The 7,564-nt window shown below is 72.2% G+C and carries 7 protein-coding genes; all 7 read left to right on the plus strand.

The window, feature by feature from the left end:
• The first annotated feature begins 166 nt into the window (after positions 1-166).
• The 7 genes from pyrF to I0Q12_RS15910 all read left to right on the plus strand — a co-directional run bounded on the left by pyrF (position 167) and on the right by I0Q12_RS15910 (position 7,454).
• Positions 167-994 (plus strand): orotidine-5'-phosphate decarboxylase, encoded by an 828-nt coding sequence (pyrF, locus tag I0Q12_RS15880; protein ID WP_197252828.1) that lies wholly within the window; start codon positions 167-169, stop codon positions 992-994.
• Positions 995-1,461: 467 nt separating this feature from the next.
• Entirely contained in the window at positions 1,462-1,785 is a 324-nt protein-coding gene (gene mihF, locus I0Q12_RS15885; protein WP_068158315.1) for an integration host factor, actinobacterial type, read from the plus strand.
• A 4-nt stretch (positions 1,786-1,789) separates the two neighbouring features.
• Complete coding sequence (gmk, locus tag I0Q12_RS15890; RefSeq protein WP_197252829.1) at positions 1,790-2,416, plus strand: guanylate kinase; 627 nt, start codon at positions 1,790-1,792, stop codon at positions 2,414-2,416.
• A gap of 64 nt (positions 2,417-2,480) precedes the next feature.
• Positions 2,481-2,783, plus strand: coding sequence for a DNA-directed RNA polymerase subunit omega (gene rpoZ, locus I0Q12_RS15895; RefSeq protein WP_197252830.1), 303 nt, complete (start codon positions 2,481-2,483; stop codon positions 2,781-2,783).
• Positions 2,780-4,075 carry a bifunctional phosphopantothenoylcysteine decarboxylase/phosphopantothenate--cysteine ligase CoaBC gene (gene coaBC / locus I0Q12_RS15900; protein ID WP_307846269.1) on the plus strand — a complete coding sequence of 432 codons (1,296 nt, stop codon included), beginning with the start codon at positions 2,780-2,782 and terminating at the stop codon, positions 4,073-4,075. Before rpoZ ends, coaBC begins: the two co-directional genes overlap by 4 nt.
• 130 nt (positions 4,076-4,205) lie before the next feature.
• Complete coding sequence (gene metK / locus I0Q12_RS15905; protein ID WP_197252831.1) at positions 4,206-5,420, plus strand: methionine adenosyltransferase; 1,215 nt, start codon at positions 4,206-4,208, stop codon at positions 5,418-5,420.
• Between the two features lie 18 nt (positions 5,421-5,438).
• The gene (locus I0Q12_RS15910) at positions 5,439-7,454 is read left to right on the plus strand and encodes a primosomal protein N' (protein ID WP_197252832.1); all 2,016 of its coding nucleotides are present in this window, start codon (positions 5,439-5,441) and stop codon (positions 7,452-7,454) included.
• Positions 7,455-7,564: the final 110 nt, after the last annotated feature.

The raw sequence follows: 7,564 nt of genomic DNA on the forward strand, positions 1-7,564 counted from the left end.
GCTACGAGATCCGCAGTGCCGCGGTCGCCGCGAACATCCCGTGCGTGACGACCGTGCAGGGTGCCGCGGCCGCGATCCAGGGCATCGAGGCCGCGATCCGCGGGGAGATCGGTGTCCGGTCCATCCAGCGGATGCAGGCGGGCCTGCGCGACGGCGAGCAGCTGTCGTGACCGGGTTCGGGGAGCGGCTGCACGCGGCGCTCGCCGAACGCGGACCGCTGTGCGTCGGCATCGACCCGCACCCCGAACTGCTCGGGGCATGGGGGCTGACCGTCGACGCGGCCGGCCTGGCGACCTTCACCGAGCGCTGTGTCGAGGCGTTCGCCGGTGAGGTCGCGCTGGTCAAGCCGCAGGTGGCGTTCTTCGAGGCGTTCGGGTCGGCGGGTATCGCCGTGCTCGAACGGGCCGTCGCGGCGCTGCGCGAGAGCGGAACGCTCGTTCTGGCCGATGCCAAGCGCGGCGACATCGGTTCCACGATGGCCGCGTACGCGCGCACCTGGCTGTCCGACGACTCGCCGCTGTGCTCGGACTCGGTGACCGTCTCGCCGTATCTGGGCTTCGGGGCGCTGGAACCGGCCCTGCAGCTCGCGCAGGACACCGGGCGCGGGGTGTTCGTGCTCGCGGCCACCTCCAACCCGGAGGGCGCGCAGGTGCAGCAGGCGACGGTCGCGGACGGGCGCACGCTCGCCCAGGTGATGGTCGACGAGGCCGCCGCCCGCAACGCCGGGGCCGCGGTGCTGGGCTCTGTCGGTGTGGTGGTGGGTGCGACGCTGACGAGCGCACCCGATCTGAGCGCGCTGCGCGGGCCGATCCTGATGCCCGGCGTCGGTGCGCAGGGCGGCACCGCCGACGACGTGCGCCGGCTGGCGGGTGACCATCTCGACGCGGTGGTGCCCAACGTCTCCCGGGAGGTGCTCCGGGCCGGGCCGACCGTCGCGATGCTGCGCGACGCCGTCGCCCGCGCGGTCGAGGGATTCGCCTTCCTGAGGGCCTGACGGAACTCGCGCCGCGGGGCCGGACCCAGCTGGGGTCCGGCCCCGTTGTCGGGTCCGAGGACCCGTTGGGGGGCGGTTTCGCCTCTCCCGGTGCTGGTGGGAGCGGCGACACGCGCGGTCGGTGAGAGGCGCGACACGCGCATTCCCCAGAAATTTTTCCGAACCGGCCGACCGGCTTCGAAGCCGGCGTGCGGCCCTTCGCCGACGAGTCGGGACGCGCTTCGTCGCCGAATCGGACATTGGCCTCCTCACCTGCGGTTTTTCGGCGTCACCGCAGGTGGGAAGCGGTGCGTCGACCGGCGGGAGCGGCGGTTTCGCGCTGCGGGATCCGTCTCCACTACCGCACGGATTTTCGAGTGGAACGCCGGGGGGTGGGTTCGCAATCGTCGGCGCGCGTGAGTACGGTCGCTATCGCCGCTGGTTATCAGCGGTCGAAGACTGTTTGCCAACGATGAGACGGAGGAACCGTGGCCCTTCCCCAGCTGACCGACGAGCAGCGCGCCGCTGCTCTGGAGAAGGCGGCTGCTGCCCGTCGTGCCCGGGCAGAGCTCAAGGAGCGCCTGAAGCGCGGCGGCACCGACCTCAAGCAGGTGCTCAAGGACGCCGAGAACGACGAGATCCTCGGCAAGATGAAGGTTTCCGCCCTGCTCGAGGCCCTGCCGAAGGTCGGCAAGGTCAAGGCTCAGGAGATCATGACCGAGCTGGAGATCGCCCCGACGCGCCGTCTGCGCGGCCTGGGCGACCGTCAGCGCAAGGCGCTTCTCGCCAGGTTCGATTTCGACGCTGAGTAAGACCGTGGTTGCTGACGCACAAACCGTGTCGGACAGCGCGCCCGTGACGCGGAGGGGCCGGCTGGTTGTTCTGGCCGGCCCCTCCGCGGTCGGTAAGTCGACCGTCGTCCGCCTCCTGCGCTCCCGCGTCCCGGACCTGTACTTCAGCGTCTCGGCGACGACCCGGGATCCGCGACCGGGGGAGGTCGACGGCGAGGACTACCACTTCGTGGGACGCGACGAGTTCGACCGGATGATCGACGCCGGGGAACTGCTCGAATGGGCGGAGATCCACGGCGGATTGCAACGCTCGGGTACCCCGGCCGCACCCGTCCGCGAGGCGCTCGCCGCTGGACGTCCGGTGCTGGTCGAGGTGGACCTGGCCGGGGCCCGTGCCGTCCGGGCAGCGATGCCCGAGGCGGTCCTGACCTTCCTGGCCCCACCGAGCTGGGAGGTTCTGGTCGAGCGGCTCACCGGCCGCGGAACCGAGTCCGACGAGGTGGTCGCCCGCAGGCTCGAGACGGCCCGCACCGAATTGGCCGCGCAGGACGAGTTCGACACCGTCGTCGTCAACGACGACGTCGACCGTGCTTGCGACGAATTGGTATCCTTGTTGGTTGGACCCGACGCCGGGCCCGGGCCGCGCTCCTAGAAGCCGTGCCCCCGGCGGTCGGCCACCGCTATTTCTTTCCCGCGAATACTCAGGAGATCACCGAGTGAGCAGCATCCAGGCAGCCGCGACCGACATTGCGGGTAACGAGCTTCCGGTCTACGACCCCCCGCTGGGTATCACCAACCCGCCCATCGACGAGCTGCTCGAGCGCGCCTCCTCGAAGTACGCGCTGGTGATCTACGCGGCCAAGCGGGCCCGCCAGATCAACGACTACTACAACCAGCTCGGCGACGGCATCCTCGAGTACGTCGGACCGCTGGTCGAGCCGGGTCTCCAGGAGAAGCCGCTGTCGATCGCCATGCGCGAGATCCACGCGGACCTGCTCGAGCACACCGAAGGCGAGTGAGTCCGCTCACCGTGGAGAGCCTCGACACCTCAGAGTTCGGGCAGCGCCGCCGCGTCGTCATCGGCGTCGGCGGCGGCATCGCCGCCTACAAGGCATGCGCGCTGATCCGCGCCTTCACCGAGAGCGGCCACCAGGTCCGGGTCATCCCGACCGAATCCGCCCTCGAGTTCGTCGGCCGTGCCACCTTCGAGGCGCTGTCCGGCAATCCCGTCCAGACCGGGGTCTTCGCCGACGTCCCGCAGGTCCCGCACGTGCGGCTCGGCCAGGAAGCCGACCTCGTCGTCGTCGCCCCGGCCACCGCCGACCTCATGGCCCGCGCGGCGCACGGCCGCGCCGACGACCTGCTCACCGCCACGCTGCTCACCGCACGGTGCCCGGTGATCTTCGCCCCGGCGATGCACACCGAGATGTGGGAGCACCCCGCCACCGTCGAGAACGTCGAGACGTTGCGTCGCCGCGGTGTCGTCGTCGTCGAACCCGCCTCCGGCCGGCTCACCGGCCAGGACACCGGCGCGGGCAGGCTCCCGGAGCCCGAGGAGATCTTCACCCTCGCGACGCTGCTGCTCGAACGCGCCGACGCGATTCCGCGCGACCTGGTCGGCCGCAAGCTGGTCATCTCCGCCGGCGGCACACGCGAACCCCTCGACCCGGTCCGTTTCCTGGGCAACCGCAGCTCCGGCAAGCAGGGTTACGCCCTGGCGCGGCTCGCCGCGCAGCGCGGCGCCGACGTCACCCTGGTGGCCGGTGCGGTCGCCGGACTCGCCGATCCGGCCGCGGTCGACGTGGTGCACGTGCAGACCGCCGCGCAGATGCAGGAGGCGGTCGTCAAGTACGCCGCCGGCGCCGACGCGGTTGTCATGTCCGCGGCCGTCGCCGATTTCCGGCCCAGCACGCTCGCGACCACGAAGATCAAGAAGGGCGCGGGCGAACCCGATTCGATCGCGCTGACCAAGAACGACGACATCCTCGCCGGGCTGGTCGAATCCCGCACCGAGGGCGGCCTCGCCCCGAGCACCGTCATCGTCGGGTTCGCCGCCGAGACGGGCGACGAAAACGGCGACGTGCTCAGCTACGCCCGTGCGAAACTGGCACGCAAGGGATGCGATCTGCTCGTCGTCAACGCGGTCGGCGACGGCAAGGCGTTCGAGGTCGACAACAACGACGGGTGGCTGCTCGCGGCCGACGGATCCGAGACGGCGCTCGCGCACGGGTCCAAGTCGCTGATGGCCAGCCGGGTCCTCGATGCGCTGCGGCCGCTGCTGGCCCCGGCGGACCGGCCCAAGAGCGGATGAATTTAACTGTCGCGTCCGCGTGCGCGGAACAGTAGCGTCGAGGTTGCGGCGGGGCACCGGCCCGGCCGCCGCGTTCAGTGATTAGATGCTGTCCATTCGAGCTAGACACTTTCAGTCGAGAGGGAGTTCTGTGAGCAAGACCGGCGGTCGGCTTTTCACCAGTGAGTCCGTGACGGAGGGGCACCCGGACAAGATCTGTGACGCGATCAGCGACTCCGTCCTCGATGCCCTGCTCGCGGAGGACCCGCGTGCCCGTGTCGCGGTGGAGACGCTCGTCACCACCGGGCAGGTGCACGTCGTCGGCGAGGTCACCACCTCCGCCTACGCCGACATCCCGAAGATCGTGCGCGACCGCGTCCTCGAGATCGGCTACGACTCGTCGTCGAAGGGCTTCGACGGCAACTCGTGCGGCGTGAACATCGCGATCGGTGCGCAGTCCCCGGAGATCGCCGGCGGCGTCGACGTCTCCCACGAGCACCGCTCCGGAACGCTCACCGACGACGAGGTCGCCAAGCAGGGCGCCGGCGACCAGGGCCTGATGTTCGGCTACGCGTGCTCGGACACCCCGGAACTGATGCCGCTGCCGATCTCGCTGGCCCACCGGCTGGCGCGGCGTCTCACCGAGGTCCGCAAGACCGGTGTGCTGCCCTACCTGCGCCCGGACGGCAAGACCCAGGTCACCATCGAGTACGACGGTGACACCCCGGTGCGCCTCGACACGATCGTCATCTCCACGCAGCACGCCGCGGACATCGACCTGAACAACCTGCTGACCCCGGACCTGCGCACGCACGTCGTCGACGCGGTGCTGGCAGATCCGAACCTCGCCGGCCTCGACACCTCGGACATCCGGCTGCTCGTGAACCCGTCCGGGTCGTTCGTGCTCGGCGGGCCGATGGGCGACGCGGGCCTGACCGGCCGCAAGATCATCGTCGACACCTACGGTGGCATGGCCCGCCACGGCGGCGGCGCGTTCTCCGGCAAGGACCCGTCGAAGGTCGACCGTTCCGCCGCGTACGCGATGCGCTGGGTCGCGAAGACCGCGGTCGCCGCGGGCCTGGCGGACCGCCTCGAGGTGCAGGTCGCCTACGCCATCGGCAAGGCCGCACCGGTCGGCCTGTTCGTCGAGACTTTCGGCACCGAGAAGACCGACCCGGCCCGCATCCAGGCGGCCATCAACGAGGTCTTCGACCTGCGGCCGGGCGCGATCATCCGCGACCTGGACCTGCTGCGCCCGATCTACGCGCAGACCGCCGCGTACGGGCACTTCGGCCGCACCGACATCGACCTGCCGTGGGAGAACACGGACCGGGCCGAGAAGCTGCGCGCCGCCGCCGGTCTCTGACCGACAGGTCACCGACGGGTGGGTGCCGACAGGCTCGCCGCCGAGACGGATCCGATCGCACGGGTGCTCCCGCTGCTGCCGCTTCCGCACCTCGACCGCGAGTTCGACTACCTGATTCCCCGTGAACTCGACGCGGACGCCCGACCGGGCGTCCGCGTTCGTGTCCGGTTCTCCGGCCGGCTCGTCGACGGCTTCCTGCTCTCCCGCACCGCCGTCAGCGACCATCCGGGACGCCTCGGCTGGCTGGACCGGGTCGTGTCATCCGAACAGGTGCTGACCGGTGAGATCGCCGCCCTCGCGGAGGAGGTCGCCACCCGCTACGCCGGCACCCGCGCCGACGTGCTGCGCCTGGCGGTGCCGCCGCGGCACGCCCGCGTCGAAGCCGAAGCACCCGTCGAAACGTCCCCGCCGGCTGCGCCGGACGTCGACCGGCAGGCATGGGCGCGCTACCGGTTCGGGGAGCACTTCCTGGACGCGCTGGCTGCCGGCCGCTCGCCGCGCGCGGCCTGGCAGGCGCTCCCGGGGGAGGACTGGCCGTGTCGGCTCGCCGAACTCGCGGCGCTCACCGCGGCCGGGGGCCGTGCCGCGGTGATCGTCGTCCCCGATCAGCGCGACCTGGACCGGGTCCTCACCGCTTGCGAAGCGGTCGCCGGCGCCGAGCACGTCGTCGGGCTCAGCGCGGGACTCGGACCCGCCGTCCGCTACCGGCGCTGGCTGTCCACGCTGCGCGGCACCGCACGAATCGTCGTCGGAACCCGGGCCTCCGTGTTCGCGCCCACCCCGGATCTCGGGCTGCTCGTCGTCTGGGACGACGGGGACGACCTGCACGCCGAGCCCCGGTCGCCGTATCCGCACTCCCGGGAGGTCGCGGTCCTGCGTGCGCATGCCGCAGGTGCCGCGGTCGTGCTCGGCGGGCACGCTCGCACCGCCGAAACCCAGGCGCTCGTCGACTCCGGGTGGGCACACGACCTGACCGCCCCCCGCGAGATCGTCCGAGAGTGGGCGCCGAAGGTGACGGCCCTGGCCGACAGCGACCACGCGCTCGCCCGCGACCCGGCGGCGCGGGCCGCCCGGATCCCCGCCATCGCGTTCGCCGCGGCCCGCGCGGCGCTCGGCGCGGGCCGCGGTGTGCTCGTGCAGGTCCCGCGCCGCGGCTACGTCCCCGCGCTGGCCTGCGGCAAGTGCCGGGCCCCGGCGCGGTGCCGCCACTGCAACGGCCCGCTGGCGCTGCCCACGGCAGGCGGCCCGGACGGCGCCGCGATCCCGGCGTGCCGCTGGTGCGGCGTCGCCGACGCCACCCACCGCTGTCACGTGTGCGGCGCGCGGTCGCTGCGCGCGGTCGTCGTCGGTGCCGGACGGACCGCCGAGGAACTGGGCCGGGCCTTTCCCGGCGTGCCGGTGGTGACCTCCGGTGGCACCGACGTCAAGGTCTCTGCGCCCGAGGGGCCGGTGCTGGTGGTCTCGACGGTCGGCGCCGAGCCGATCGCACCCGGCGGATACGGGGCGGCGCTGCTGCTCGACGGCTGGGCGCTGCTCGGCCGCGCCGACCTGCGTGCCGCCGAGGAAACAATGCGACGCTGGCTGACCGCGTCGTCGCTGGTCCGTCCGTTCCGCGACGGCGGTCAGGTCGTGGTCGTCGCCGACTCGGGGATCCCGACCGTGCAGGCGTTGGTGCGCTGGGATCCGGTCGGGCACGCGCGGTCGCAGCTCGACGAACGCGCCGAGGTCGGATTCCCGCCGACCGTGCACATGGCCGCGATCGACGGCAGCGCCGCCGCGGTCACGGGGCTGCTCGAGGCGACGGTCCTGCCGGAGGGCGCCGAAGTGCTCGGCCCGGTGCCTCTGCCACCCGGCCAGCGGCTGCCGTTCGGGGCCGACGATCCGGAACCCGACGAGGTGCACCGCATGCTCGTCCGCGTGGGCCGCGGCCGCGGTCGGGAGCTCGGTCGGGCACTGCGGGACGCGCAGGCCGCGCGTACCGCCCGCCGCGCCGACGGGCCGCTGCGCGTCCAGATGGATCCGCTGCGGATTTGAGCGGTGTGCCGTTGTGGCGGTCGGGGCCGTCAGAAAGGCACACCACCCAGGGTGAACTCGTCGATCAGCTCCGCCACCCGTGCGGGGTGGCCGAGCTGTGGGACGTGTCC

This window comes from Rhodococcus sp. CX (assembly GCF_015865005.1).
Classification (GTDB): Bacteria; Actinomycetota; Actinomycetes; order Mycobacteriales; family Mycobacteriaceae; genus Rhodococcus.